Source organism: Sphingopyxis sp. L1A2A, assembly GCF_005502465.1.
Classification (GTDB): domain Bacteria; phylum Pseudomonadota; class Alphaproteobacteria; order Sphingomonadales; family Sphingomonadaceae; genus Sphingopyxis.
The window spans coordinates 206,472-231,234 of sequence record NZ_SCOT01000002.1 but is presented as its reverse complement, the minus strand read 5'-3'; the positions used below and the strand labels follow the sequence as shown (position 1 = coordinate 231,234).

26 protein-coding genes and 1 tRNA gene are annotated in these 24,763 nt (G+C 64.9%); 9 read left to right on the top strand and 18 right to left on the bottom strand.

What is annotated here, in order from left to right; all coding sequences use genetic code 11:
• Positions 1 to 58 precede the first annotated feature (58 nt).
• Both FFS68_RS02645 and hspQ read left to right on the top strand, forming a co-directional pair.
• Positions 59 to 148, top strand: a tRNA-Ser gene (locus tag FFS68_RS02645).
• 96 nt (positions 149 to 244) lie between these two features.
• On the top strand, positions 245 to 619 hold the full coding sequence (hspQ, locus tag FFS68_RS02640) for a heat shock protein HspQ (RefSeq protein WP_137751740.1): 375 nt from the start codon (positions 245 to 247) through the stop codon (positions 617 to 619).
• Positions 620 to 638: 19 nt separating this feature from the next.
• On the opposite strand, the gene FFS68_RS02635 is transcribed toward hspQ, so the two are convergent.
• Positions 639 to 1,511 (bottom strand): ABC transporter permease, encoded by an 873-nt coding sequence (locus FFS68_RS02635; RefSeq protein WP_137751739.1) that lies wholly within the window; start codon positions 1,509 to 1,511, stop codon positions 639 to 641.
• Positions 1,512 to 1,629: 118 nt separating this feature from the next.
• Here FFS68_RS02635 and FFS68_RS02630 point away from each other — a divergent pair, with 118 nt between their 5' ends.
• Both FFS68_RS02630 and FFS68_RS02625 read left to right on the top strand, forming a co-directional pair.
• The gene (locus tag FFS68_RS02630) at positions 1,630 to 2,322 is read left to right on the top strand and encodes a GcrA family cell cycle regulator (RefSeq protein WP_137751738.1); all 693 of its coding nucleotides are present in this window, start codon (positions 1,630 to 1,632) and stop codon (positions 2,320 to 2,322) included.
• A gap of 10 nt (positions 2,323 to 2,332) precedes the next feature.
• Positions 2,333 to 2,731, top strand: a complete 399-nt coding sequence (locus tag FFS68_RS02625) for a PaaI family thioesterase (protein WP_137751737.1) — start codon at positions 2,333 to 2,335, stop codon at positions 2,729 to 2,731.
• Between the two features lie 57 nt (positions 2,732 to 2,788).
• On the opposite strand, the gene FFS68_RS02620 is transcribed toward FFS68_RS02625, so the two are convergent.
• Positions 2,789 to 3,622, bottom strand: coding sequence for an outer membrane beta-barrel protein (locus tag FFS68_RS02620; protein ID WP_137751736.1), 834 nt, complete (start codon positions 3,620 to 3,622; stop codon positions 2,789 to 2,791).
• Between the two features lie 169 nt (positions 3,623 to 3,791).
• Here FFS68_RS02620 and parE point away from each other — a divergent pair, with 169 nt between their 5' ends.
• Both parE and FFS68_RS02610 read left to right on the top strand, forming a co-directional pair.
• Positions 3,792 to 5,771, top strand: coding sequence for a DNA topoisomerase IV subunit B (parE, locus tag FFS68_RS02615; protein WP_137751735.1), 1,980 nt, complete (start codon positions 3,792 to 3,794; stop codon positions 5,769 to 5,771).
• A 33-nt stretch (positions 5,772 to 5,804) separates the two neighbouring features.
• Positions 5,805 to 7,115 (top strand): serine hydrolase, encoded by a 1,311-nt coding sequence (locus FFS68_RS02610; protein WP_137751734.1) that lies wholly within the window; start codon positions 5,805 to 5,807, stop codon positions 7,113 to 7,115.
• Positions 7,116 to 7,133: 18 nt separating this feature from the next.
• Here the strand turns inward: FFS68_RS02610 and FFS68_RS02605 are convergent, their stop codons facing one another.
• The 7 genes from FFS68_RS02605 to uvrC form a co-directional block, all read right to left on the bottom strand.
• Positions 7,134 to 7,925 (bottom strand): LysR family transcriptional regulator, encoded by a 792-nt coding sequence (locus FFS68_RS02605; RefSeq protein WP_137751733.1) that lies wholly within the window; start codon positions 7,923 to 7,925, stop codon positions 7,134 to 7,136.
• Positions 7,922 to 8,323 carry a Co2+/Mg2+ efflux protein ApaG gene (gene apaG, locus FFS68_RS02600; RefSeq protein ID WP_137751776.1) on the bottom strand — a complete coding sequence of 134 codons (402 nt, stop codon included), beginning with the start codon at positions 8,321 to 8,323 and terminating at the stop codon, positions 7,922 to 7,924. The genes FFS68_RS02605 and apaG overlap by 4 nt, the downstream gene beginning before the upstream one ends.
• 17 nt (positions 8,324 to 8,340) lie before the next feature.
• A complete protein-coding gene (locus tag FFS68_RS02595) occupies positions 8,341 to 9,546 on the bottom strand; it encodes an aminotransferase class I/II-fold pyridoxal phosphate-dependent enzyme (protein ID WP_137751732.1) in 1,206 nt (401 codons plus the stop codon).
• 5 nt (positions 9,547 to 9,551) lie between these two features.
• Entirely contained in the window at positions 9,552 to 10,598 is a 1,047-nt protein-coding gene (gene leuB, locus FFS68_RS02590; protein ID WP_137751731.1) for a 3-isopropylmalate dehydrogenase, read from the bottom strand.
• A gap of 48 nt (positions 10,599 to 10,646) precedes the next feature.
• Positions 10,647 to 11,384, bottom strand: coding sequence for a DNA repair protein RecO (gene recO, locus FFS68_RS02585; protein WP_137751730.1), 738 nt, complete (start codon positions 11,382 to 11,384; stop codon positions 10,647 to 10,649).
• Complete coding sequence (locus FFS68_RS02580) at positions 11,372 to 11,764, bottom strand: PaaI family thioesterase (protein ID WP_137751729.1); 393 nt, start codon at positions 11,762 to 11,764, stop codon at positions 11,372 to 11,374. Before FFS68_RS02580 ends, recO begins: the two co-directional genes overlap by 13 nt.
• A gap of 104 nt (positions 11,765 to 11,868) precedes the next feature.
• The gene (uvrC, locus tag FFS68_RS02575) at positions 11,869 to 13,806 is read right to left on the bottom strand and encodes an excinuclease ABC subunit UvrC (protein ID WP_137751728.1); all 1,938 of its coding nucleotides are present in this window, start codon (positions 13,804 to 13,806) and stop codon (positions 11,869 to 11,871) included.
• 71 nt (positions 13,807 to 13,877) lie between these two features.
• Here uvrC and FFS68_RS02570 point away from each other — a divergent pair, with 71 nt between their 5' ends.
• Entirely contained in the window at positions 13,878 to 14,597 is a 720-nt protein-coding gene (locus FFS68_RS02570; RefSeq protein ID WP_137751727.1) for an SDR family NAD(P)-dependent oxidoreductase, read from the top strand.
• A gap of 583 nt (positions 14,598 to 15,180) precedes the next feature.
• Here FFS68_RS02570 and FFS68_RS02565 read toward each other — a convergent pair.
• The 8 genes from FFS68_RS02565 to FFS68_RS02530 all read right to left on the bottom strand — a co-directional run bounded on the left by FFS68_RS02565 (position 15,181) and on the right by FFS68_RS02530 (position 21,771).
• A complete protein-coding gene (locus FFS68_RS02565) occupies positions 15,181 to 15,723 on the bottom strand; it encodes a F0F1 ATP synthase subunit B (protein WP_137751726.1) in 543 nt (180 codons plus the stop codon).
• On the bottom strand, positions 15,716 to 16,216 hold the full coding sequence (locus FFS68_RS02560; protein ID WP_137751725.1) for an ATPase: 501 nt from the start codon (positions 16,214 to 16,216) through the stop codon (positions 15,716 to 15,718). The genes FFS68_RS02565 and FFS68_RS02560 overlap by 8 nt, the downstream gene beginning before the upstream one ends.
• 79 nt (positions 16,217 to 16,295) lie before the next feature.
• On the bottom strand, positions 16,296 to 16,523 hold the full coding sequence (locus FFS68_RS02555) for a F0F1 ATP synthase subunit C (protein ID WP_003044110.1): 228 nt from the start codon (positions 16,521 to 16,523) through the stop codon (positions 16,296 to 16,298).
• A 42-nt stretch (positions 16,524 to 16,565) separates the two neighbouring features.
• Positions 16,566 to 17,351 (bottom strand): F0F1 ATP synthase subunit A, encoded by a 786-nt coding sequence (locus FFS68_RS02550; protein WP_137751724.1) that lies wholly within the window; start codon positions 17,349 to 17,351, stop codon positions 16,566 to 16,568.
• A gap of 67 nt (positions 17,352 to 17,418) precedes the next feature.
• Positions 17,419 to 17,739: an AtpZ/AtpI family protein gene (locus tag FFS68_RS02545; protein WP_137751723.1), complete on the bottom strand. Its 321-nt coding sequence runs from the start codon at positions 17,737 to 17,739 to the stop codon at positions 17,419 to 17,421.
• A 233-nt stretch (positions 17,740 to 17,972) separates the two neighbouring features.
• A complete protein-coding gene (locus FFS68_RS02540; RefSeq protein WP_137751775.1) occupies positions 17,973 to 18,377 on the bottom strand; it encodes a YdbL family protein in 405 nt (134 codons plus the stop codon).
• A 14-nt stretch (positions 18,378 to 18,391) separates the two neighbouring features.
• Positions 18,392 to 18,571, bottom strand: coding sequence for a YnbE family lipoprotein (locus tag FFS68_RS02535; protein WP_137751722.1), 180 nt, complete (start codon positions 18,569 to 18,571; stop codon positions 18,392 to 18,394).
• A gap of 32 nt (positions 18,572 to 18,603) precedes the next feature.
• Positions 18,604 to 21,771 (bottom strand): YdbH domain-containing protein, encoded by a 3,168-nt coding sequence (locus FFS68_RS02530; RefSeq protein ID WP_137751721.1) that lies wholly within the window; start codon positions 21,769 to 21,771, stop codon positions 18,604 to 18,606.
• A 214-nt stretch (positions 21,772 to 21,985) separates the two neighbouring features.
• On the opposite strand from FFS68_RS02530, the gene radC reads away from it, so the two are divergent.
• A complete protein-coding gene (radC, locus tag FFS68_RS02525) occupies positions 21,986 to 22,696 on the top strand; it encodes a DNA repair protein RadC (protein WP_249339985.1) in 711 nt (236 codons plus the stop codon).
• A gap of 61 nt (positions 22,697 to 22,757) precedes the next feature.
• Here the strand turns inward: radC and FFS68_RS02520 are convergent, their stop codons facing one another.
• Positions 22,758 to 23,237, bottom strand: coding sequence for a calcium-binding protein (locus FFS68_RS02520; protein ID WP_137751720.1), 480 nt, complete (start codon positions 23,235 to 23,237; stop codon positions 22,758 to 22,760).
• Positions 23,238 to 23,435: 198 nt separating this feature from the next.
• Here FFS68_RS02520 and purB point away from each other — a divergent pair, with 198 nt between their 5' ends.
• The gene (gene purB, locus FFS68_RS02515) at positions 23,436 to 24,752 is read left to right on the top strand and encodes an adenylosuccinate lyase (protein ID WP_137751719.1); all 1,317 of its coding nucleotides are present in this window, start codon (positions 23,436 to 23,438) and stop codon (positions 24,750 to 24,752) included.
• Positions 24,753 to 24,763 lie beyond the last annotated feature (11 nt).

Here is a 24,763-nt window from a genome sequence, read left to right as displayed (position 1 = left end):
TGTGACTAGAGGGTTGCAAGCGCGACGGACCGCCGCTAGGGGCGTCACCTCTCAGCGAGGAGAGTTGGCTGAGTGGTCGAAAGCGTCGCACTCGAAATGCGAAGTGCCGGCAACGGTACCGAGGGTTCGAATCCCTCACTCTCCTCCATTTTTCCCCATGATCGACCACATGCCACCCCGCGCTGGCGGGAGGCGCGGATCAACTCACCCTTGAACGGTCGTCGAATCGTCATAGATTGTCAGGATGATGACCGAATCCTCTCCTGAGCATCCTGCGACCGTCACCGCACCGTTGATCGGCGCCGCCAGCTTTGCGCCGGGCGACATCGTGCGCCACCGCATGTTCGATTTTCGCGGCGTGGTGTTCGACATCGACCCGGTGTTCGCCAACAGCGATGAATGGTATGAAGCGATCCCGGAGGAAATCCGTCCGGCGAAAGAGCAGCCCTATTATCATCTGCTCGCCGAAAACGGCGATTCATCCTATATCGCCTATGTCAGCCAGCAGAATCTGGTGCCCGACGCCGAAGGCGGGCCGATTGACCATCCGCAGATCGAGGCGATGTTCGAGGGGCTGGACGACGGCCGCTATCGCGTCCGCGCCATCCATCGCCACTAGGGGCCGACGCTGGGTGCGGTCAGGCTTTGAGCTTCCAGCCCGACGCGAGCAGGCGATAGGTTAGCAGCCCGAGGGCGATATTGACCCCCACCAACACCAGGATCGCGGTCAGCACCGGATTGGCGATCGTCGAATCCACCGTGCCGATGAAGCCGTAGCGAAAGCCCATGATCGCATAATAGACAGGATTGCCGTGCGCGACGGTCTGGAACCAGGGCGCCAGCCGGTCGACCGAATAAAATGTTCCCGAGAGCAGCGCGAGCGGGGTGACGACAAAGTTGGTCACCGCCGCGGCATGATCGAACTTCTCGGCCCAGACCGAGGTGATGAGGCCGAGAAAGCCGAGCATCGACGCGCCCAGCACGCCAAACACCGCGACCGCCCACAGATGGTCGGGCAACACGCTGACCCCCGGCCAGAGCGACATCGCCAACCACAGCGCCAAACCGACGAGGATCGCGCGGGTGATCGCGGCGCCGACCAGCGCGATGATCAGTTCACCGACCGCGAGCGGCGGCATCAGATAATCGACGATCGTCCCCTGAATCTTGCCGACGAGCAGCGAAAAGCTGGAATTGGCAAAGCTGTTCTGCAGCATCGCCATCATGATCAGCCCCGGCGCGATGAAATCGGCGAACGGAACCCCGATGACGTTGCGCCCCGCGCCGCCCAGCGCGACGGTGAAAATGACGAGGAACAGAAGGGTGGTGATCGCCGGTGCCCAGATTGTTTGCAGCTGGACCTTGAAAAACCGCCGCACCTCCTTGACATATAGCGCCTGCATCCCGGGCACGTTGAGCGTCCGGATATGCGGCACCCCCGGTTCCGCAAAGGGCGGGGTTGCCGCGAATTTGCTCGAGTCGGGTCGCGAAATTTGGGGCTGGTCGTTCATGGCGTTCTCGCCTATCGCCTCCCCGATCTTACCGCAAGCTGGGCAGTGGCGCCGGTCCGAAAGGATCGCATCGATGACCGCGACATGGCCCGCGGCGTGGAATGATAAGGAATAGAATATGTCATGGACCGATGAGCGCATCGAAAGCCTGCGCACCATGTGGGAAAAAGGGCTGACCGCCAGCCAGATCGCCGATGAACTCGGCGGCGTGAGCCGCAATGCGGTGATCGGCAAGGCGCATCGCCTGGGCCTGAAATCGCGCCCGTCGCCGGTGAAGGCGACCGACAAGGCCAAGCCTGTCAAGGCAGCCGCCCCCGCGCCCAGGCCCGCCGCCCCTGCGGCGGCGCCGCGCGCCGCTGCCCCGGTCGCGCCCCGCCCGGTCAACACCGCGCCGCCGAAGGCCGAAGCGCGCCCGACGGTCGATACGCCGACCGCCGACGGTTCGGTGGGCGAACAAATCCCGAAGGCGGATCAGCCGCGCATCGTGTCGATCGGCCCCGGCGGCTTTATCCGCCAGGGTCCGGGCGACCAGCAGGCGCCGATCCCGCCCGCACCGCCGCGCCGCCTGGTGCCCGCCAAGCCGAGCCCGGAGATCGCCGACAAGACGACCTTGCTCGACCTCAACGACCGTATCTGCCGCTGGCCGATGGGGCATCCGGGTGAACCCGATTTCCATTTCTGTGGTCAGGCGGTCAATCCCGGCTTCCCTTACTGCGTCGAACATTGCGGCCGCGCCTATCAGGCCCAGCTGCCGCGCGGTACGCGCCGCCCGCCGCCGCCGCCGCCGTTCGGGGGTCCCCGAGTGCGTTAGGGCGCGTTCGGTGAAGCCGTTCGTGCAGGAGTTTGAATTCGCGCGCGCGCTCGGCCTGCAAATGGTCGAACGCGGCGGCGGGCGTTGTGTCATGGCGATCGACGTCGAGCGCGAGCGGCATTTCAGCCCACAGGGCGCCGCGCATGGCGGCGTCGCTTATTCGCTGGCCGACACCGCGATGGGCGGGGCGCTGAGCAGCCTGCTGGGCGCCGATCAATGGTGTGCGACGCTGGAAATCAAGTTCAACTATCATGTTCGCGTCGGCGAAGGGCGGCTGACCTGCGAAGCCGCGGTCCTGCACCGCGGCAAGCGCGTCGCCAATATCGACGCCAAGCTGTATCAGGACGGCCGCCTGGTCAGCAGCGCCAACGGCAATTTCGCGATTTTCGCGGCCCCGACCGCCCAATAGCCAAAAGGCGCCGGATCTTGCGATCCGACGCCTTTCGATTTCTGCTTTCAACAGAATTTAGAAGCGGAAGCTCAGCGTCCCGCGCACACTGTGGGTGCGGAAATTGTCGCTGCTGCGCTTCATATCGGTCCCGCCACCGTTCAGCAGGAACGGGTTGGTCGGCGGCGCGGTACCCGGGCCAACATTGACGACAAAATCATCATCCTTGATGTCGGTATAAAGATACTCGAGGCCGACCGCGATATTGTTGGTCACCATCACTTCGGCGCCGCCACCCGCGGTGTAGCCCCAACCGTTGGTCTTGCCGTTGTCGGCAAAGCTGTTGGCGCCGTTGCTGGTCGAGAAACGGTTGTCGAGGCGGGCATAGGCGCCGCCACCGGTCACATAGAACAGGGCGCCGCCACCGGGCGTGTAACCGGCACGCAGGCGTGCACTGGCCTGATAATCGGCTTCACGACTGAACGTATAGCTTGCCGGGGTGGTCGAGAAAGCCGAGACGCTGTCCCGCGCTACGCTGCGGCCGCCCTCGACAACGGCGCCGAGGACAAAATTGCCCATCCGCTTGTCGAAACCCAGACGCGCGAAATATTCAGGACCGTCCTTGTCGTTGCGGCAGTCGCGGTTGGCGCTGCTCGTCGCCGCACCGTTACAGAAACCGGTCGAGAACGCGTTAGCGCCGCCAACGGTGGTCACCTGATCGCCATAGGTGCCGTCGCGGTTGGTATCAAACACCACGGTTTCGCCGCGGTCGTTGCCTTGCAGCGTGCCGCCGCCGCCGATGCTGATATAGGGGCCGTCGAAATCCTGCGAGGTGTCACGGCCATCCTGGGCCATCGCCGGCACGGCGAGCATCGAAGCCGCCGAAGCGACGAGGAGAGAGGCGAGTTTCATATTGGTTGCTCCACTTTTTTTCTGACTTTGCGTCAGCGGCTAAACGTCAGCGGCGGCTCTAATGTTCCGTATCCAATGATAAATTCGACGAAACGAGTTTTCGCGCGCTGCGCCCGCCGCCCGAAAACCGCGCTTGCCAGCGCGCTTTGCCGCCCCCTATAGCCAGGACATGAGTCACGATTTGTTCGACGCCGCGACCCCGGCCACCGAGAGCTATAATGCTTCGCAGATCGAGGTGCTGGAGGGGCTGGAGCCCGTCCGGCGGCGGCCTGGCATGTATATCGGCGGCACCGACGAACGCGCCCTGCATCACCTGGCCGCCGAAGTTATCGACAACAGCATGGACGAGGCGGTGGCGGGCCATGCCAACCGCATCGAAGTGACGCTCGACGTCGGCAACCGGCTGACCGTCACCGACAATGGCCGCGGCATCCCAATCGACCCGCATCCCAAATTTCCCGGCAAATCGGCGCTCGAGGTCATCATGACCACCCTCCATTCGGGCGGCAAGTTCGAGGGCAAGGCCTATGCAACGTCGGGCGGTCTGCACGGCGTCGGGATCAGTGTCGTCAACGCGCTGTCGATCGACACCGAGATCGAGGTGGCGCGCAGCAAATTGCTTTATCGCCAGCGTTTCGCGCGCGGCACCCCCGTTGGCGGGCTCGAAGAACTTGGCCCCACTCCCAACCGCCGCGGCACCAGCGTATCGTTCGTCCCCGATCCCGAAATCTTTGGCGATCATGGCCGCTTCAAGCCGCAGCGCCTCTATCGCATGGCGCGGTCAAAGGCCTATTTGTTCGCGGGTGTCGAAATCCGCTGGAAATGCGCCCCCGAACTGATCGGCGACGACACGCCAGCCGAGGCGAGCTTCCAGTTTCCCGGCGGCCTTGCCGACCATCTGAAGGAACAGATCGGCACCCGCGACTGTGCCACGGCCGAACCGTTTATCGGCCGCCAGGATTTCCCGGGCGATCAGGGCCGCGCCGAATGGGCGATCGCCTGGCCCTTGTGGTCCGATGGCAGTTATAGCTGGTATTGCAACACCATCCCGACCCCCGCCGGCGGCACCCACGAGGCCGGGCTGCGTTCGGCGCTGACCAAGGGTTTGCGCGGTTTCGGCGAGCTGATCGGGCAAAAAAAAGCCGCACAGATCACCGCCGAGGACGTGTTCAACGGCGGCGAGATGATGCTGTCGGTGTTTATCCGCGACCCGCAGTTCCAGAGCCAGACCAAGGATCGTCTGTCGAGCCCCGAAGCCACCCGCCTCGTCGAAAATGCGGTGCGCGACCATTTCGACCATTTCCTGTCGGACAATATGGACCGCGGCCGCGCTTTGCTCGGCCTGATCCTCGACCGCATGGACGAGCGGCTGAAGCGCAAGGCCGAACGCGAAGTCAAACGCAAGACCGCGACCAGCGGCCGCAAGCTGCGTCTGCCCGGCAAGCTCACAGACTGTGCGAACCACGGCCCCGAAGGCACGGAATTGTTTATCGTTGAAGGCGACAGCGCCGGCGGCAGCGCCAAGCAGGCGCGTAACCGCAAGACGCAGGCGATCCTGCCGATCCGCGGCAAGATATTGAACGTCGCCAGCGCCAGCAACGACAAGATCCGCGCCAATCAGGAAATCGCCGACCTCGCGCTCGCCCTGGGCTGCGGGATGCGCAAGGATTGCGATGCCGACCGGCTGCGCTACGAAAAAATCGTCATCATGACCGACGCCGACGTCGACGGGGCGCACATTGCGACCCTGCTGATGACCTTCTTCTTTCAGGAAATGCCCGACATCGTGCGCCGCGGTCACGTCTATCTCGCGCAGCCGCCGCTCTATCGTATCACGTCGGGCAACACATCGGTGTACGCCCGCGACGATGCGCATCGGGCTGAGATAGAAGCCAAGCAATTCAAGGGCAAGAAGGTCGATGTCGGCCGTTTCAAGGGGTTGGGAGAAATGAACCCGAACCAGCTCAAGGAAACGACGATGGACCCGGCGACGCGCTCGATGCTGCGCGTCACCTTGCCGCAGGAATATGAAGAGCGGCATCTGGTCAAGGATCTGGTCGACCGGCTGATGGGCAAGCATCCCGAACACCGGTTCCAGTTCATCCAGGCCAACGCCGCGACGCTCGACGAGGCGGCGATCGACGCGTAGCGCGCGCGGGGTCACCTGATCGAAAGGGTTTCGATGATCCGTAAAACCGCCCTAGCCGCGCTTTTCATCGTCCTGTCGCTGCCGACGCTCGCCGCCGCGTCGCAGTCGCCCGAAACGGCGGCCCCGACGACGACGGCGTTCGAGCAGCGCGCGGCGGAGCTGGTTGCCATGCTGGACGGCAAGATCGCCTTTGCCGACTATTTCACCCCCACATTCCAAGCCGCGCTGCCAGAAACGGAGTTCAGGGCGATGACCGCCAGCCTGATCATGCGATATGGCAAGCCGGTTGCGGTCGAAAAGGCGGTTTCGACTAATGACCGCTCGGGGTCGCTGTCGCTACGCTTTGAAAAGGGCGTTGCGGCGGTGCTGCTTGACGTCGGTACGGATGCCGACGCCCGCGTGATCGGCCTGCGCCTGACCGGCTTCGAGATGGCCGATGACAGTTTCGACAAGGTCGCTGCTGAAATCGCTACGCTGCCAGGATCGAGCGGTTTCCTCGTCGCCGAACTGGACGGAAACACAGTCCGTCCCCTCGCCGCAGCAAACGTCGACCGGCAGTTTGCCGTCGGTTCGACATTCAAACTTTACGTCCTCGACGAACTGGCGGCACAAGTGGCGGCTGGAAAACGGCACTGGTCCGACGTTGTGCCGTTGTCGCACCTCAGTTTTTCGTCGATGGGCACCGCGAACTGGCCGAAGAACACCCCGGTAACGCTGCAAAGCCTGGCCAACTGGATGATTTCGGTCAGCGACAACAGCGCGACCGACACACTGATTCATCTACTCGGGCGCGAGCCGATTGAAGCGCGGATGCGCGCCGCAGGACATAGCGCGCCGTCGCGCAACATCCCCTTTCTGACCACGGTCGAGGCCTTTACCCTTAAAGGAAACAACTTTGAAAGCGAGCGCGCTGCCTTTATCGCGGGCGACGACGCGGCGCAGCGCAAGCTGATCGAGGCGAACCAGAACCGCCTGACGCTCGCCAATGTTGACGGCGTGAGCTTTGCGGGCGGCCCGCGCTTTATCGACAGTCTCGAATGGTTCGCCAGCCCCAACGATGTCGCGCGGTTGATGATCGACCTGCGCAACCGCAATTCGCCCACCGCGATGTCGGCAATGGCGATCAATCCCGGCGTGAACCCGGGCGCAACCAAGGATTGGACGTGGCTCGGCTACAAGGGTGGGTCCGAACTTGGCGTGATTTCGATGAGCCTGCTCGGTCAGCGCAAGTCCGACGGCAAATGGTTCGTCGTCACCGCGAGCTGGAACAATCCCACGGCGCCGGTCGCGACCGAAACGTTCGTCGGGCTGGTCACGCGATTGCTGGCGCTGGCGGCGAAATAGCCGCCTGCGCCGCGATGTTTACGCCGTCAACGCGGCGACCAGCGCCTTGACCTTTGCCTGCCGCCATTGCGGGGTTGGGGCGACCAGCCAGTAACCGCGCTTCACCGCAACAAATTCGCCGATCTGCCGCACCCGCCCCGCCGCAATGTCGGCCTCGGCCAGCATCGCGGGGACATTTGCATGGCCCAGCCCGTTGGCCGCGGCGTCGATCGCGAGCCCCGCATCGCCCAGCCGCAGCGCGGGTTCGCCGTCGGCGACCGGGCAGCCCGGCCAGGCAATCCGCGTATCGCTGGCGCTGCCCGGACCGGCGACGGTCACCATCAGCGGCTCAGAAAGCGCCACGCCTTCATGGTCACCGACACCGTCGGACCAGAAAATCGCGAGATCCAGATTGGCCTCGGTAAAGTCGATGCCGCCATCGGCCGACACCAACGTGAATCTCACGTCGGGCGCCTGCTGGCTGTAGCGCGCCAGCCGCGGCGCGAGCCATTTGGCGGTGAGGTCGCGCGGCGCGGCGATCGTCAGCGACTGCGACGATTGCCCCGCCTGCATCGCGCGCACCGATTCTTCGAATTGCAGGAAGCCCTGCCGCAGCGCGTCCAGTCCCGCATCGGCCTCGCCCGTCAGCTCCAGCCCCTTCGGCGTCCGGCGGAACAACACCACGCCCAGCATGTCTTCGAGCGCGCGGATCTGTTGCCCGACCGCGGCGGGGGTCACCGCCAGCTCGTCGGCAGCACGCGTGAAGCTGAGGTGCCGGGCCGCGGCGTCGAACACGCGCAAGGCGTTCAGCGGCAGATGGGTGCGCTTCATGCCGCGGTCGCAGGTGCCACGAGCGGGAAATGTGGGATAGCGATCAGCATCTGCGACCCATCGCCGACTTCCATCGTGTAACTCCCGACCATCGACCCTTCGGGGGTCGGGAGCGGGCATCCCGAGACATAATCGTAAGCGCCGCCGGGTGCGATCAGCGGCTGTTCGCCGACGACGCCCTCACCCTCGACTTCGCTGATCTGGCCGCGCCCATCGCTGATCCGCCAGTGACGGCTGATCAACTGGACCGCGACGTCCCCGTGATTCTCGATCCGGACATGATAGGCCCAAAACCAGCGCCCGAGCGCCGGGTGCGACTGTTCGGGCAGATAGCTGACCGACACGCGCACGGTGACGGGTCCGGTGGTCGCCGCGAAGGGGAAGAAGGAGTCGATCATCACGCGGCCAAGGTCGCTCAAAGCCCGACCCTGGTCAATGCCTGGTCCAGATCGGCGATCAGGTCGCGCGGATCCTCCAGCCCGATGTTGATCCGTAACATGCCCTCGACCACCCCCATATCGGCGCGCGCTTCGGCGCTGACGCCGTAATGCGTCGTCGAGGCGGGATGACAGCACAGGCTGCGTGAATCGCCAATATTGTTTGAAATATCGACGAGTTCGAGCGCGTTCAGCAGCGCCATCGCCTGTTTCCGGTCTTCGAGAATGAACGAGAAGATCGGCCCGCACGCCTCCATCTGGCTCATCGCCAGATTATGCTGCGGATGACTGGCGAGGCCGGGATGCAGCATCTTTGGCACGCGCTTTTCGACGAACTTGCCGACTGCCAGCGCGTTTTCCGACTGCCGCCGCGCCCGTAGATCAAGCGTTTCGAGGCCTTTCAGCACCACCCATGCGTTGAACGGCGACAGGTTCGGCCCGGTGTTGCGCTGGAACGGCAACAGCACGTCGTTGATGAATTTCTCGGTCCCGCAGACCGCGCCGGCGAGGACGCGCCCCTGCCCTTCCATCAGCTTGGTCGCCGAATAGGCAACGACGTCGGCGCCATAATCCATCGGCCGCTGCAGCACCGCGGTCGCGAACGCATTGTCGACGACCGACGTGATGCCATGCGCCCGGGCGACGGCGCAGACATGCTTCATGTCGACGATGTCCATTGTCGGATTGGCCGGGGTTTCAAAGAAGAACACTTTCGTGCTCGGCTGGATCGCGCGCTCCCAGGCATCATTGTCGCGCCCATCGATTACCGTCGTTTCGATCCCGAACCGCGGGCACAGATGGTCAACCAGCCAGCGGCACGATCCAAACGCTGCCTTTGCCGCTACGATATGATCGCCCGCCGACAGCTGGCACAGCAGCGCGGTGGTCATTGCCGCCATCCCGGTCGCCTGCGTCCGGCACGCCTCGGCACCCTCCATCAGCGCGATGCGCTCTTCGAGCATCGCCACCGTCGGGTTCTGGAGCCGCGAATAGGTCATGCCCTGCGCTTCACCCGCAAAGCGCGCCGCGACTGTCTCGGCGTCGTCATAGGTATAGCCCGACGTCAGGAACAACGCCTCCGACGTCTCGCCATGTTCGCTGCGCCAGGTGCCGCCGCGCACCGCCTGCGTTGCAGGGTGCCAGTGGCGGGTGGTGTTGCGATCGAAACCCGTCGTCTTTTTCATTGCATCTATCCGTTCAAAGCCGAAACGACTGCGTCACCCAACGCCGTGGTTCCCATGGTGCCGCCCAGATCGGCGCCGCGACACCCGTCGCTCAGCACCTTTGCCACCGCGCCCTCAATCCGCGCCGCGCTCGCTTCGTCGCCGCCCGAATGGCGCAGCAGCATCGCCAGCGACAGGATCATCGCGAGCGGGTTGGCGACGCCCTGCCCGGCAATATCGGGCGCGCTACCGTGGATCGGCTCGTAGAGCCCCTGCGTGCCTTCGCTGAGCGAGGCCGAAGCCAGCAAACCGATCGACCCGACGCACATCGACGCCTGATCGGACAATATGTCGCCGAACAGATTGCCGGTGACGACGACGTCGAACTGGCCGGGGTTGCGGACGAGCTGCATCGCGGCATTGTCGACATACATATGGCTGAGCGCCACGTCGGGATAGTCGGCCGCGACCTCGATCACCACGTCGCGCCACAGCTGCGACGTTTCCAGCACATTCGCCTTGTCGACCGAGCACAGCCGCCCGCGCCGCCCCTGCGCGGCACGGAACGCGACATGCGCGATGCGGCGCACCTCGTTCTCGCTATACGCCATGATGTCATAGCCTTCGCGCTGCCCATCGGCGGTCGTGCGCGTCCCCTTCTCGCCGAAATAGACATCGCCGTTGAGTTCGCGCACGATCAGCAGGTCGATCGCCGACGCGACTTCGGGGCGCAGCGCCGAGCTGTCTTCCAGCCCGGCGAACATTTTGGCGGGGCGGAGATTGGCAAACAGGCCAAGTTCGGCGCGCAGCCCCAATATCGCCTGTTCGGGGCGCAAATGGCGCTCGACATTGTCGAAGCGCGGATCGCCGACGGCGCCGAACAGGATTGCATCGGCGGCTTTTGCCTTCGCCAGCGTCTCGGGCGGCAGCGGATGGCCCGTGGCCGCATAGGCCGCGCCGCCAACCAGCGCGCGGTCGAGCGTCACCGGAAGGGCGAGCGCGGCCAGCACCTTTTCGGCCTCAACCATGATCTCCGGACCGATACCGTCACCAGCCAGCAGCAGGATTTTCAACTCGTCGCCCTTTCGTATCTCGCCCGCCGCTTAGACAGCGGCGGCGCGTCACGCAACCGCCCTGCCCAGCCGATCGATCAATCTTTCCCTTACGGACAGCAAGTCGCGGTTGCGCCCGTCGAGCAGGTCGCGATCGAGGAAGTGGCCGGTGATCACCAGTCCGTCGATCACATCGGGCAAGGACGGGTTCGCATCCGCACCATGCAGGAACGGCGGCAGGCGCATCAGCCGCGCTTCATAGCCTGCCGCGGCGGCCGCGCTCACTGCCCCCCCCGATTTCGGGCTGACAAACCCCAGGTCTTGGGTCGAGCCTGTCACGACGCATTCGTCGAGGTTCATTCCGAACCCCAGTTCGGCAAGCAGCAATTGCTCGTACCGGGCCAGCGCACCCGCCCATTGCCGCGCCGACGACGCGACGCCGATGGCATCGAGCAATCCCGACAGCGCCGAATAGAGCGCCGGATAGGGCTGGCTTTCGGGCAGGATCGTCGCGGTGACGCTGGTCACCCAGTCGATCGCCGCCGCCGCCAGCGGTTCGGCGAGCAGCGGCGCGCGGCTCGCCAGCAGCTCGGCGGTGGCGCTCGCCAATTGCTCCTCGGTGCGCGCACGCAATTCGAGCGCGATCAGATTTCCCGCGATCAAGATCGGGCGCAGCCGCGTCGATCGCCCGCCGCGCACATAACCCGCGACCAGCCCCGCCTCCTCGGTCAGCGCGCGCAGGATTGCCCCATGCTCGCCGTGCGCACGCACCGCACAGACGATCGCCGGGGCGGTCAGGCTGGCCAAAGCACCAGCTGCGTCTGCGTCACCAGCGCGACATCGGCGCCGTCTTCGGTAACGATGCGCGTCTGCCACACCGACACGCGCTTGCCGATCTTGACCGGGGTTGCTTCGCCGACCAGCACCGATCCGACCGGCCCGGCGCCGAGGAAATTGGTCTTGCTCTCGATCGTCGTCGTCCCGCTCGCCCCTTCGGGCAACGTCAGAAACGCCCCGACCGCGCCCAGGCAGTCGGCAAAGGCCATGATCGCGCCGCCATGGACGATCCCGCCAGCGGTGCAGATGTCCGGGCGCACGGGCAGCTTACCCGCGACGCGCTCCTTACCGCCTTCGTGGATTGTCACACCGAGCGTCGCGGCCAGGGGCATCATTGCAGCAAAATCCATATGCTTTCCTCTCAAATCGTCATCCCGATGGAGGCCGGGATCTCAACCTTGCGCCCCCGATGCATCGGCGAGATCCCGGCCTTCGCGGGGATGACGAATGCAGTCTATCCACGCCCCGCATGATAGAAATCATGCACCGCCTGCGCCACCGCCGCGCTTACCCCCGGTGCCTTTTGCAAATCCTCCAGGCTCGCCCCCCGCACCGCGCGTGCGGTGCCGAAATGCATCAGCAGCGCCTTTTTGCGGGACGGGCCGATCCCCGGCACTTCGTCGAGCGGCGACGCCCCCATCGCCTTTGACCGCTTGGCGCGGTGCGCGCCGATCGCAAAGCGGTGCGCCTCGTCGCGCAGCCGCTGGATATAGAAAAGCGCCGCATTGTTCGGCGGCAGCGTGAATTCGCGCCCGTCGGGCCAGTAAAATGTCTCTCGCCCGGCGTTGCGATCGGGCCCCTTGGCGACCCCGACGAAGGGCAGATCGTCGATCCCCAGCTCGGCGAACACCCCCGCGACCGCCGACACCTGCCCCTTGCCGCCGTCGATCAGCACGAGGTCGGGCCATTCGCCCTTGGTGCGCTCGGGGTCTTCCTCGATCGCGCGCGCAAAGCGGCGCTGGAACACCTCGCGCATCATCGCGAAATCGTCGCCCGGCATCGTCTCGGCGCGCTTGATGTTGAACTTGCGGTACGCGCCCTTGATCCAGCCCTCCGGCCCCGCGACCACCATCGCGCCGAGCGCATTGGTGCCCTGGATATGGCTGTTGTCGTAAATCTCGATCCGCTGCGGCGGGTTCTCCAGATCGAATAGCTCGGCGAGCTCGCGGCCCAGCTTGGCTTGCGAGCTGCTCTCGGCGAGCCGTCGGTCGAGCTCTTCGCCCGCATTGCGCACCGCCTGTTCGAGCAAACGGCGGCGGTTGCCGCGTTGCGGCACGCTGATCTCGACCTTGCGCTCGGCGACTTCGCCCAGCGCCTCGGCGAGCAGCTCCATTTCGGCGGGTTCGCGATCGACGAGGATCGTCCTGGGCGGCGGCACGCCTTCGTAAAATTGCATCAGGAAGCTCGCCATCACTTCCTCTTCGGGGACGCCCGAGACATGCGCCGGAAAAAAGCTGCGATGCCCCCAATTCTGGCCGCCGCGGATGAAAAAGCCCGCGACGCACAATTGGCCACCCTTGGCCGCCAGCGCGAACACATCGGCGTCGCCCAGCCCATCGGCGTGCACCGACTGGCTGCCCTGAATGAAGGTCAGCGATTTCAGCCGGTCGCGCAGCACCGCCGCCTGCTCGAAATCCATCGCTTCCGCCGACCTGGTCATCGCATCGCCGAGACGCTTCTGCACGGCGGTCGAGCGGCCCTCGAGAAAGTCCTGCGCGTCGCTAACCAGCCCGGCATATTCCTCGGTGCCGATCCGCCCGACGCACGGCGCGCTGCATCGCTTGATCTGGTACAGCAGGCACGGTCGCGATCGGTTGGCAAAGAAGCTGTCGGTGCAGCTACGCAGCAGGAAAGTTTTTTGCAACGCATTCAGCGTCTTGGTGACCGACCCGGCGCTCGCGAACGGCCCGTAATAACGCCCCTTGGCGCGCCGCGCGCCGCGATGTTTCTGCACCCGCGGGAAATCATGATCCATCCGCAGCAGGATGAAGGGGAAACTTTTGTCGTCGCGCAGCAGCACATTATACGGCGGCCGATAGCGTTTGATCAGTTGCGCTTCGAGCAACAGCGCCTCGGCCTCGCTCGTCGTCGTGACAATCTCCATCGCGCGCGTTTGCGACACCATGCGCTGCAACCGCTGCGGCAGCCGCGCGACCTGGGTGTAATTGGTCACCCGGTTCTTCAGCGCGCGCGCCTTGCCGACGTACAGCACATCGCCGCGCGCATCGAGCATCCGATAGACGCCGGGGCGGGTCGGCAATTTGCGCACGACGCTGCGGATCGCTTCGGCGCCGCGCTCCAGATCGGGCTTGTCATCGGCCTCGCCGCTGCCGCGGATAACGTAGGTGGCCTTCTCTTCATTGAATCGGTCGGGAGCGTTCGGGCGAGCCATGATTTTGCATGTAGGCGATGGTGATGCGACCCGCCATAGTGTGCGAAGCAAAACAACATGGGAGGGGTCGCATGGACGTCAGAGGGAAATTGGCGCTGGTCACCGGCGGCAGCGACGGGATCGGGCGCGAGATCGCGCTGCAATTGCAGGCGGCGGGCGCGGAGGTGATCGTCACCGGGCGCTCGGCCGATAAATTGCAGGCGATGGCGGCGCTGGGCTTTGGGACCATCGCGGGCGATTTGTCGACCGCGGCGGGGATCGATGCCGTCGTGCATGGCGTCGCGGGCAGGCCGCTGGCGGTGCTGGTCAACAATGCGGGGGTTGGCAGCAGCTACGAACCGGATGACGCCGCGACGCTGGACAGCGCGGCGCTGTGCATCCGCACCAACCTCGATGCACCGATCGCGCTTTGCACCCGCCTGCTGCCGACGCTGCGCGCCCAGCCCGAGGCAGCGATCGTCAATGTCACATCGGGCCTCGCCATCGCGCCGCGCGCCGGCGGGTCGATCTATTGCGCGACCAAGGCGGGGCTGCGCAGCTATACGCAGGCGATCCGCTATCTCCTCAAGGACAGCAATGTCCGGGTGATCGAAGCACTGCCGCCCGTCGTCGAAACCAACATGACCGCGGGCCGCGCGGGCAAGAAGATGAGCGCACACGACTGCGCCGCCGAAATCGTCCACGGCATCCGCACCGGCAAAAGCGAGGTCAATGCCGGCATGGTCAAGATGCTGCAGTTCGTCCACAGCCTCTCACCGGCACTGGCCCGGCGGATCATGATCAAATTTTGAAGCGCAGTGGCGTTTGAAGAAATGGCGCGGCTGGCGCACCGAATGTCGGCTTTGGGATGAGGAGCGGACATTTTCGTCTTCGGTTATCGCGGGCCGGGGCCGCGATCCGGTTGGCGCGTGCACCAGGCCAGCATACCAAAGTTCAGGAAAGTTCAGCCTAGTGCAGCGCCGCATTTGTCGCGCTCGGCGGACAGATGGGGTGGGTTTTTGATCGCATCCGGAATCCGGGCGGTGACCACTTTTGCCTGTAAATTGAAAGAGCTGGGATGAAGGCTGGCATAGCGGAACAATGTAGGACAGCGCTTTTTTAGCGGCGGATGGCGGCTTTGGGGTGGGAAGTGGACATTGCATATCCTCCCCATCGACTTGCGATGGGGAGGGGGCAGCCCGTAGGGCTGACGGAGGGGCTGCGACGTTGCTGCCCCTCCACCACCGCTTCGCGGCGGTCCCCCTCCCCATCGCACGTCGATGGGGAGGATTGCTTAAGACCGCTATCGGTCGTTAACAGACATCGCCATTACCCCACAGCAAAACGCCCGCGGAAATCCGCGGGCGCTTTGTGTTTCAGCGATGGCGGAGCGCGTCAGCCTTTGGCGACGCCCGCAATCGCCTGATCGACCAGCGCCTTGTCGGCCGCGGCGTCGTGCCTTTCAGCAATCAGCGCCGCAGCGGCCGCCGTCGCAGCCTTCGCGGTCGCCGCGCGGACTTCGCTCAGCGCGGTCGCTTCGGCGGCGGCGATGCGGTCTTCGGCCATCTGCTTGCGGCGGCCGATCAGTGCGGTCGCGTCGGCTTTCGCCTTGGCGACCAGCGTTTCGGCTTCGGCTTCGGCGCGGGCGCGCATGTCGTCGGCTTCCTTCGCCGCGGCGGCGAGCTTTGCCTCATATTCCGCCTTCAGCGATTCGGCGTCGAGCCGTAGCTGTTCGGCTTCGTTCAGCTGCTTCGAGATCTCGGCGATCCGCTTGTCGAGCATCGCGGCAATCGCGCCGGGCACGCCTTTCCAGACGAGGATACCAAGGAACACGAGCATCGCGATCGACACCCACACCGTCGCGTCCATGCCGAACGCGGTCGGCGCGGCGTGCGCTTCGCCTGCTGCTTCGGACAGGATGAGACCGAAATTAGCCATGGAGCACCGCCTTTACCGCCGCCTTGGCGTCTGCCGCACCGATTTTCACGCCCGACAGCTTGGCGACCAGATCGCCCGCCGCTTCGGCCGCGACCGATTCGATTTCGGCCATCGCCGACTTGCGCGCCGCCGCGACATCGGCTTCCGCCGCTGCCAGCTTGTCGCCCAGTTCGGCATCGACCTTGGCTAGACGCTTTTCGGCGTCCTTGGCGGCCTTGTCCTTGGCTTCGGCAACCGCTTTTTGCGCGGCGACGCGGCTCGCGTCGCTCTGCTGGCGATAGCTTTCCTCAAGTCCATCGGCGGCAGCATGCGCTGCCTTGGCCGCCGCCAGATCGTCGGCCACCTTGCGGTCGCGGGCGTCGACGGTCGCTTCGATCTTTGGCAACATGCCGCGGCCGATCACCAGGTAAATCCCGGCGAAAACGACCAGCAGCCAGAACAGCTGCGAGGCAAGATACCAATTGTCAGCGGTGAGCTGGGCTATTTGAGGCATGAAAGGCGAACCTTAACTTACTGAAAAACCTGCCACGAAGCCGATCCCGCCGGGACCGGCCTCGCATATCATCGCCGAATTAGACGACGAAGAGCAGGATCATCGCAACGACGAACGCCAGCAGGCCGAGAAGTTCGGCAGCGGCGAAGCCGATGAACAGGCGGCCCTGCTGGCCGTCGGCGGCTGCCGGGTTGCGCAGCGCGCTTTCGAGGAAGCTGCCGAACACATTACCCACGCCGATGGCGGCCATGCCGGCACCGATAGCGGCCAGACCGGCACCGATCAGCTTTGCTGCTTCTGCGTCCATTATAAATACTCCTTGGTGTAATCGTTTGAAAGTAAACGTAACTTAGTGAAGGTTGACCGCGTCGTTGATATACAGCGAGGTCAACAGGGCGAAAACATAGGCCTGGATGCCGGCAACCAGCAGCTCGAGCGCGCTGATCCCGATCATCAGGATGAAGCTGAGCACCGACACGATCGAACCGAGCCAGAGCGTTTCGGCGTTGAAACCGTTGATGACAAAGCCCGACAGCACTTTCAGCAGCACGTGACCCGCGGTCATCGCGACAAACAGACGCAGGCCGAGGCTGAACGGGCGGACCATGAACGACACGAACTCGATCGGCGCGATGATCGGGATCATCGGCAGCGGCGTACCGTGCGGCACGAACAGCGAGAAGAAGTGCAGGCCGTGGCGCCAGAAACCGACGATCAGGACGATCGCAAAGCTGATCAGCGCCAATACGCCGGTGATCGCGATGTGGCTGGTGACGGTGAAGGGGTGGAGCCCCAGCACGCCCAACGGCAACATGCCAAGCAGGTTGCAGAACAGGATGAACATGAACAGCGAGAAGACATAGGGCGTATATTTGCGGCCTTCGCTGCCGATATTCGCCATCATCATGTTCGAGATAAAGCCGGTGAAGCCTTCGACCGCGGCCTGCCAGCGGCCGGGCACGAGCTGACGGCGCATCCCGCCCCACATGAACAGGCCGAGCGCAATCGCCGCGATCACCATCCACAGCGCGCTGTTGGTGAACAGGATGTCGTGCCCGCCGAGGTTGAAACCGCCGCCGAGCGGGGTCACCTCGAACTGGTGCATCGGGTCGATCTTGCCGGATTCCGCCGCCACTCTTCACTCCACGCGTCTGGCGAGGCGGCTGGTTCGCCGTCTCGCTGAAAATATCTTGTGCGCCCCGCTATTTGCGCGGCGTCTTGGACAGCCGAATGATGTTCCGGAAGGCCACGATTATGCCCATGAACAACATCACCAACAAACCCCAGGGCGACGTTCCCGCGAACCGGTCGATCAGCCAGCCGAACAAGGCACCGCCGATCAATCCGCCCAACAGTTCGGCCAGAACGCGGTTGCCGAGCCGGTAATTGGCATCGGATTCCGGTCCGGCGTTCACCGCGGTCCGTTTCGCTTCTGCGGTTTCGGCCCGGTCCAATCGCTTTTCAAGCGAGACCAGGCGCGAATCCTCTGAAGTTGGTTCCGGATCGCTGCCGTTCCCCGTCATTTCCCGCCATCCTCCTGAAACAGAACCGGAAAGCCCCGATTCCGCCTGCGAAAAAAGGCCCGAAAATTCGGGGGACCCCTAAGGCGCGGTCCGTTTAGGAATGCCGTCCGATTAAGTCAATGCCCGCGCGCAAGCGCAACAGCACACAATTGCGGCGACGCACAAAAATGCCGCCGCGTTTAGGGGCGCGGCGGCATGTGGCGCCCGCGGGCGCCCTTGAACGATCGTTCGGGTTACGGACAGCTGGAATTGCGGACCGGCGGGCTGTCGTCGCGGGTCAGCCAGCGGCCATCGGGCGCCTGATATTTCTCGCCCGGCCTGGTGTTGGCGATCAGGTTGCAGCCACTGGTAAAGGCGAATTGCTCGACCGTGCTGCCCGTCGCCTGCGCGCGTTCGGTATAGGCGGCCTTGCGCTTGATGTTCAGATCCTGGACCAGCGCGCGGATCGCCGGGGTCGGGGTCGTGGCAAAGCCCAGATAGCCGTCGGGCTGCTCGCCGATCTGGCCCGCGGCGCGCGCCGCCGCATAGGCGGGGTCGCGCTGCGCCATCGCCGACGGCACCGCGAACGCAACGGCAGCCGTCACCGCAATCGCGGCAAGAGCCAATCCGGTCGGTTTCCACATCTTCACACGCATCATATCATTCCCTGTCATCAGAATATCTCGCTATTCTGCTCGATGAGCTTTTTGGCGTCGCCATCCAGCCTGTACACCACTTCCTGACGAATGTTGATGTTCAGGTTGATTTCGATCGGCTTGTCGGGGGTTTCGATCTGCACGCAGCCGGTCAGGGCTATCGCGCCGATCAAGACCACCAGACCGCGACCGACCATGGTCCGCCTCCTTGCTCCAGTCTTGAGTATCGTCATCGCATGGGCTCGCTTTCTGGAGGCTGAACAGGGGCGGATGGACCTTTGGCCGCGGCTTCGGCTTCTTCTTGGGCGCGGATCAGCGCGGGGAGATTCTGTTCGATCAGCAGCGTCGGGTCGTAGAACCCCTTCGCCGAGGTCAAGAGCTGGCGGAACGGCGCCTTGATCTTGACGTTAAAGACCAGCGGGATCTTGGCGATCTGGTTGGTCAGGAAATTGCGCGACGCGCCCTCGCCCTGCCCCACGCCGCCAAAGCGGATGTCGGTCACCATTTCGCCGTCCAGATCCCCGTTCAAAATGATCGTCAGATCATCATATTTCAGGCTGCGTAGCGCGCCAAAGGCAAAATTCGCGATCACGCCCAGATTGCGGTTCGACAATTCGCCGACATAGGCGAGCGTGCCGCCACCGGCGCGCGAATCGATGCGGCCACCGACGATCCGCCCGCCAAGCCCGCTGAACTCGACCGGCAATGTGCCGTCGAATTTGCCCGTCGCGTTGATATTCTCGAACCCGAAACTTTGCAGGAACACCGCGGCGTCGATCCCGACGATATCGAACGACAGCCGCCGCGTCTGTTCGGCGCCGAAATCGAGCGTCGTCGGGTGGAGCAGCAATTGTCCCCCGGCAAAGGGCCAGCTGCCGCCCTCGACCCGCACGCGGTTGTCGCCCAGCAGCTGATATTCGATTTCGCCGTCGAGAACCGGGATGCCGGGGTTGATCTCCTTGATCCTGGCGATCTGGCCGGGCGCCGAGTGCAGGCCGATCAGGTCGTCGAAGGTCAGCGTGGTGGTCAGCCCGGTCACCGGGCCAAAGGCGGCGGCCAGATTGGCATCGGCGGTCGCAAAGGTGCCGCGGCTCGTCACCCCCGCAGCGGTCCACTCGATGCGCCCGTCGCCGACGACCGACCCCTGCACATTGGCGACGACGCCGAGCGCCAGGCTGGTCAGCTGGTCGGGCTGGAACCGCTCGTCAAACCGCAGCTCGCGGACCATCAGGTCGGCCGAACCGCTGCTGTCGGCGAACCGGTGCCGGATGACGGTGTCGAGGATCCTGGTCCCGGTCGTTCGCTCGTTGAAGGCCGCTTTGGCGTCGATCACCCCATCGGCGAAGCGCAGCGTCGCATTGGTACTGACCAGCGGCGCAAAGCGCGCCTCGGGCGCTGCGTCGGTGAGCAGCAACCCGCCATCGAGGGTCAGCGCGCCGTCCGCCCAACGCCATCCGCCGGCGATCTCGCTCATGGTCAGCGGCACCGCGCCGATCTTGCCGCTGGCACCGCTGAGCTCGCCTGCCATGCCCTGCGCGGTGGCGCGCCCGGTCACGCTCTCGGCGCCGAAGCGGGTGACGCTCTCGCCTTCCCCCAGCCGGAAATCGGCGAGCGCGAGCGACCAGCGCATCGCGGTCAGATCGATGTTCGCCGGCCCGCTGGTCACCGCGAACGGCGAACGGCCGCTGGTACCGCGTAGATTGACGCCCGGGATGCGGATCTGGCCGCGGAGCCCGCCCGGCCCCGCGCTCAGCAACGGCGCGCCGACGCGGCTGCACAGGTCGATCGCGCTTTGGCCGATCTGGAATCCCGACACGCTGATGCGCGCTGCGCTCACCCGGCTGCACCCGCCGTCCAGCGCCAGCGCACCGGTGGGGGCGAGGAAGCCATTGAGCGGGACGCTGAGCCGTTCCACACGCCCGCCCGCCAACGGCCCCGACAGGGCGGCGCGCGTCGCAAAGCGCAGCAATCCGTTGCGGTCGCCCGAAAAACGCACCGGCGCCAGCGCCAGCGCGGCGTCACCGGCCTGATAGGGATCGAGGCGCGCCAGCCCGGTGATCGACCCGTCACCGCGGCGATCGAGGCTGACCGAGCCTGTCGGCAGGTCGCCGCCGCGAAAAGCCCAGCGCCCCGACGCCAATATCGCGGGCTGCGCGGCGCCGTACAGATAGCCGATGCGGCTGTCGGCGCTGCCGGTGAAACGCGCGCCGCTCGCGCTCGCCAGTTGCAGCGCGATCAGGTCGATGCGCGCCGAGCGCCCTTCGCCGACCAGCGCGAAATCGGCGCTGCCGCCGACGTCGGCCAACATCCGGCTGAGCGCGGCGCTCGCCTTGGCCGCCAGCGGTCCGACCGGTGTGTTGGTCAGACCGCCAACACTATCAACCACCGCCCGCCGCAGCGCCGCGCTGCCGCTGGCGCTGGCAAAGCGGATCCGGCCGTCGAGTTTCGGCGCTGTCCGGCCGACGACGCCCTGGGCATCGAGGCTGACCGTCTCGGCGGCGAAATCGGCGCCGCGCACCCGCGCCATATCGGCATCGAGGTCGAGCTTTGTCGCCGTCGCGGTGCCATCAAAACGCGCCAGCACGCCCAGCCGGTCGGCCTGAACCGGCCCCGCCACCAACTGCGCAATGCTGGCGTCGGCCTCGCCCTTCCAGCTTTGCAGGTCTTCGGACAGCGATACGTCGAGCGCAATTTGCGGCGATGCTGCGGTCACGCCGCCATCGGCGCACGACAGGCTGCGTCCGCGCAAGGGGCCGACAAGTTGTGGGCGGACATTGCGAACGAGCAACGTGCCGTAAAAGCTGATGTTGCGCCCGCGGCATCCCGCGGCCGCCACATTGGGCGCCACGAGCGCGAGCTTGCCGGTGAAGTCGCGGCGTAAATTGCCGCCGCCGTTCAACGCCGCGCCGACATTGCCCCACGGCGTTTCAACCCGTGCCCGGGCATCGCGCAGCACGACCGCCAGATCGGGCAAGGCGAACGGGTCGGTGCTGGTCGGGTCGCGAAACTTGTCGAGCGCCCCGAACGACAGACGGTCGTCGATGAAGCGGCCATAGAGCCTAACGCCCTCGGCGCGAATTTCGGTGACATAGGGGCCTGACCAGCCATAGCCGAGCAGTATCTCGACCTTTTTCGCGGTCAGGTCAGGGTTCGCAGGATCGCCGATCACGACATTCGACAGCCGTTCGCTGCGAAAGCCGATCGCGTCGATCTGATAGCGCGCCGCGACCCCGCGGCTGCCTAGCTGATCGGTGATGAAGCGGTCGGCGATCGGCTCGCGCGCGATCCACAAGCCGGCGACAACGACGATCACGGCGCCCGCGGTCAGCCAGCGTTTCTTGAACAATAGCGTCCGGTGCCGCCACTTCGGTCGTGACGCAGCCTCGCCGTCAGCCATGGCGCGGCCGCGATGCGCCAAATATCACGCCAAATATCATGCTGGACTGGAGGGCGGCAGATCGCGCCATTGCTTCAATTCGTCCCTCGAACCGCCGGTGTTCATGGGGAGCAACGCCGGAAATCCCTTTTCGCTGCAACAAATTGGTCCGGATTGCCATCCTGTGTTTCCTATGACCGTTGAGTGCGGCTCACAAGGCGGTTATTCGGGGGCGATGGCCGATGCCGACATGCCCGCCCCTTCCCCCAACCCTGCCCCCGATCATGCGGGCCACCGCGCCCGGCTGCGCGGGCGGCTGCTCGGCGGCGACGTCGATGGCATGGCGGATTATGAGCTGGTCGAATATCTGCTCGCGCTCGCCATTCCGCGCCGCGACACCAAGCCGCTGGCCAAGGCCCTGCTGCGCGAATTCGGCTCGCTGGCCCAATTGGTCAGCGCCGACCCCGAATCGCTGCGCCGCGTCGATGGGCTGGGCGATACCGCGATTGCCGCGCTGAAAATCGTTCAGGCCGCCAGCTTGCGGCTGCTCAAGGGCGAATTTCGCGACAAGCCTTTGCTGTCCAGCTGGGACGCGCTGCTCGACTGGCTGCGCGCCGACATGGGACCGATCGATGTCGAGCGCGTCCGCGTCCTCTATCTCAATTCACGCAACATGCTGATCCGCGACGAGCTGGCGAGCGAGGGATCGATCGACCAGTCGGCAATCTATGTCCGCGAAATCGTCAAACGCGCGCTCGAGCTTGGTGCCTCCGCGATCATTCTGGTCCACAACCACCCCAGCGGCAGCCCCGAACCCAGCCGCCAGGACATCGCGATCACCCGCGACATCGCCGATGCCGCGAGCCGGCTGGGGATTGCGTTGCACGACCATATCGTCGTCGGCGGGTCGGAGTATCGCAGCTTTCGGGCGATGGGACTGTTATAGCGCGTAAACGGATGCAGCCGCCGGATCGCTCCGACGGCTGCACCACCCCGCGGGAAGCCGTTTAGGCGCCGCGCGAAAGAAATCCGGTCAGTTCGGTCTTGTTGACCGCGCCCGACTTGTCGCCATCGGCGGCGGCAAACGCCTGGTCGATCCACGCCTTCACCTCGGCCGACTCGGGGTCGACGCCGGGCTCGGTCGCGGCGCGCAGCTTCTTCATCCACGCGGCGAATTCCATATTGTTCAGATCGCCATTGGCATCGGCGTCATAGGTCGGAAATTCCTTTTCGACGATCTGCGCGATCTGGGTCGGGGTTGCCGCCGTTCCCGCAGCCGGGGCGGGTTCGGTCGCTGCCGGCGGCGCCGAAGCGTCCGGGGCCGACGCCGGCGTCGTTGCCGGGTCCGTCGGCATGGTCGATTCAGGCACCGGAGCCGGTTCAGCGGCCGTCGTCGGCGCCGCCGAGTCGGCGGCGGGGGCGGTCGTCTGCGCCAGCACCGGGAAACTCACGGCGGCGGCACCGATCAAAAGCATCTGTTTCAACATGAAAATTCTCCTTTCGTGGCGACTTATCGCGGGCTTGCGACCCGTCGCCTTATTGATGGGGTATCAAAGCAACCGCCATGTTCGGCCATGGTTGCCGCACCGCGACATTTGGCGAAACGCCCCGTCCCTGCTACGGGGCGGCCCGGCGCGGATCCGCAGGGATTCCGCGATGGAGCGCCCTAAAAGGAAGGAAATTCAATGGTTCCGCGTTACGCCAGGCCGGAAATGACCGCGATCTGGTCGGCCGAGAATCGGTTTCGCATCTGGTTCGAGATCGAGGCGCACGCCACCGATGCCCTCGCCGAACTGGGAACTGTTCCAAAGTCCGCCGCGAAAGCCCTGTGGGACTGGTGGGCGACCAAGCCCGTCATCGACGTCGCGGCGATCGACGCGATCGAGGCGGTCACCAAGCATGACGTCATCGCCTTTCTGACCTGGGTGTCGGAAAATGTCGGCGAGGAAGCGCGCTTCATGCATCAGGGCATGACCAGCTCGGACGTCCTCGATACCTGTCTGGCGGTCCAGTTGGCCCAGGCGGCCGACATATTGATCGCCGACCTCGACGCGCTGCTCGCCGCGATCAAGCGCCGCGCCTTTGAGCATAAGCTCACCCCGACGATCGGGCGCAGCCATGGCATCCATGCCGAACCGGTGACGTTCGGACTCAAGCTGGCGCAGGCCTATGCCGAATTTGATCGCTGCAAGGCGCGCCTGATCGCCGCCCGCGCCGAAGTCGCCACCTGCGCAATCTCGGGCGCGGTCGGCACCTTCGCCAACATCGACCCGCGGGTCGAGGCGCATGTCGCCGCGAAGCTCGGCCTGTCGATCGAACCGGTGTCGACGCAGGTTATCCCGCGCGACCGCCATGCGATGTTCTTTGCCACGCTGGGCGTCGTCGCTGGTTCGATCGAGCGCTTGGCGACCGAAGTCCGCCACTTGCAGCGCACCGAAGTGCTGGAGGCCGAGGAATATTTCTCGCCGGGGCAAAAGGGCAGCTCGGCGATGCCGCACAAGCGCAACCCGATCCTGACCGAAAACCTGACCGGCCTCGCGCGCATGGTGCGCAGCGCCGTTGTCCCGGCGCTCGAAAATGTCGCGCTGTGGCACGAACGCGACATCAGCCATTCGTCGGTCGAACGCTTCATCGGTCCTGATGCCACGATCACCCTCGACTTCGCGCTGGGGCGGCTGACCGGAGTGATCGACAAGCTGCTGATCTATCCCGAACGGATGCAGAAAAATCTCGACCGCATGGGCGGCCTTGTTCATTCGCAGCGCGTCCTGCTGGCGCTGACCCAGGCCGGGGCGAGCCGCGAGGACAGCTACACCCTTGTCCAGCGCAACGCGATGCAGGTGTGGGAAAGCGACGGCCAATTGTCGCTGCTCGAACTGCTGAAAGCCGATGCCGATGTCATAGCGCGCCTGTCGGCCGAACAGCTGACGGAACTTTTCGACCTTGGCTATCATATGAAGCATGTCGACACGATCTTTGACCGTGTCTTCGGCGCGGCATAGGCTGGACTGGA

Excerpts from the sequence above, each read along its gene's own strand:
- hspQ (WP_137751740.1), top strand. The coding sequence starts at position 245 with ATGATGACCGAATCCTCTCCTGAGCATCCTGCGACCGTCACCGCACCG.
- FFS68_RS02635 (WP_137751739.1), bottom strand. The coding sequence starts at position 1,511 with ATGAACGACCAGCCCCAAATTTCGCGACCCGACTCGAGCAAATTCGCG.
- FFS68_RS02630 (WP_137751738.1), top strand. The coding sequence starts at position 1,630 with ATGTCATGGACCGATGAGCGCATCGAAAGCCTGCGCACCATGTGGGAA.
- FFS68_RS02620 (WP_137751736.1), bottom strand. The coding sequence starts at position 3,622 with ATGAAACTCGCCTCTCTCCTCGTCGCTTCGGCGGCTTCGATGCTCGCC.
- parE (WP_137751735.1), top strand. The coding sequence starts at position 3,792 with ATGAGTCACGATTTGTTCGACGCCGCGACCCCGGCCACCGAGAGCTAT.
- FFS68_RS02610 (WP_137751734.1), top strand. The coding sequence starts at position 5,805 with ATGATCCGTAAAACCGCCCTAGCCGCGCTTTTCATCGTCCTGTCGCTG.
- FFS68_RS02605 (WP_137751733.1), bottom strand. The coding sequence starts at position 7,925 with ATGAAGCGCACCCATCTGCCGCTGAACGCCTTGCGCGTGTTCGACGCC.
- apaG (WP_137751776.1), bottom strand. The coding sequence starts at position 8,323 with ATGATCGACTCCTTCTTCCCCTTCGCGGCGACCACCGGACCCGTCACC.
- FFS68_RS02595 (WP_137751732.1), bottom strand. The coding sequence starts at position 9,546 with ATGAAAAAGACGACGGGTTTCGATCGCAACACCACCCGCCACTGGCAC.
- FFS68_RS02580 (WP_137751729.1), bottom strand. The coding sequence starts at position 11,764 with ATGGATTTTGCTGCAATGATGCCCCTGGCCGCGACGCTCGGTGTGACA.
- uvrC (WP_137751728.1), bottom strand. The coding sequence starts at position 13,806 with ATGGCTCGCCCGAACGCTCCCGACCGATTCAATGAAGAGAAGGCCACC.
- FFS68_RS02570 (WP_137751727.1), top strand. The coding sequence starts at position 13,878 with ATGGACGTCAGAGGGAAATTGGCGCTGGTCACCGGCGGCAGCGACGGG.
- FFS68_RS02565 (WP_137751726.1), bottom strand. The coding sequence starts at position 15,723 with ATGGCTAATTTCGGTCTCATCCTGTCCGAAGCAGCAGGCGAAGCGCAC.
- FFS68_RS02560 (WP_137751725.1), bottom strand. The coding sequence starts at position 16,216 with ATGCCTCAAATAGCCCAGCTCACCGCTGACAATTGGTATCTTGCCTCG.
- FFS68_RS02555 (WP_003044110.1), bottom strand. The coding sequence starts at position 16,523 with ATGGACGCAGAAGCAGCAAAGCTGATCGGTGCCGGTCTGGCCGCTATC.
- FFS68_RS02545 (WP_137751723.1), bottom strand. The coding sequence starts at position 17,739 with ATGACGGGGAACGGCAGCGATCCGGAACCAACTTCAGAGGATTCGCGC.
- FFS68_RS02540 (WP_137751775.1), bottom strand. The coding sequence starts at position 18,377 with ATGATGCGTGTGAAGATGTGGAAACCGACCGGATTGGCTCTTGCCGCG.
- FFS68_RS02535 (WP_137751722.1), bottom strand. The coding sequence starts at position 18,571 with ATGGTCGGTCGCGGTCTGGTGGTCTTGATCGGCGCGATAGCCCTGACC.
- FFS68_RS02530 (WP_137751721.1), bottom strand. The coding sequence starts at position 21,771 with ATGGCTGACGGCGAGGCTGCGTCACGACCGAAGTGGCGGCACCGGACG.
- radC (WP_249339985.1), top strand. The coding sequence starts at position 21,986 with ATGGCCGATGCCGACATGCCCGCCCCTTCCCCCAACCCTGCCCCCGAT.
- FFS68_RS02520 (WP_137751720.1), bottom strand. The coding sequence starts at position 23,237 with ATGTTGAAACAGATGCTTTTGATCGGTGCCGCCGCCGTGAGTTTCCCG.
- purB (WP_137751719.1), top strand. The coding sequence starts at position 23,436 with ATGGTTCCGCGTTACGCCAGGCCGGAAATGACCGCGATCTGGTCGGCC.